General features: G+C 46.9%; 1 rRNA gene (only partly in view). It reads right to left on the bottom strand.

Annotation, left to right across the window (positions count from 1 at the left end):
- Positions 1 to 224: ribosomal RNA gene (locus DP116_RS30610) — 23S ribosomal RNA — on the bottom strand (its annotated part continues 1,602 nt past the right edge of the window); the annotation flags it as partial.

The following is a 224-nucleotide window of genomic DNA, read 5'->3' as shown; positions in this document are numbered from 1 at the left end:
ATCATCTCAGGCTTCAGACGCGAAGTCTTACACCCTATCATGACACCTCTTCTTCCGAAGTTACGAGGTTATTTTGCCGAGTTCCTTAGAGAGAGTTATCTCGCGCACCTTGGTATTCTCTACCTGACTACCTGTGTCGGTTTCGGGTACGGGAACCTTAATATCTGGCTTTCGCGGCTTTTCTCGGCAGCGTGGCATCTATGAAATTTCACTCGTAAGTAATT

Source organism: Brasilonema bromeliae SPC951, from assembly GCF_012912135.1.
Taxonomy (GTDB): Bacteria; Cyanobacteriota; Cyanobacteriia; order Cyanobacteriales; family Nostocaceae; genus Brasilonema; species Brasilonema bromeliae.
The sequence above is the reverse complement of the archived record's forward strand: the minus strand, read 5'-3'. Positions and strand labels throughout refer to the sequence as shown.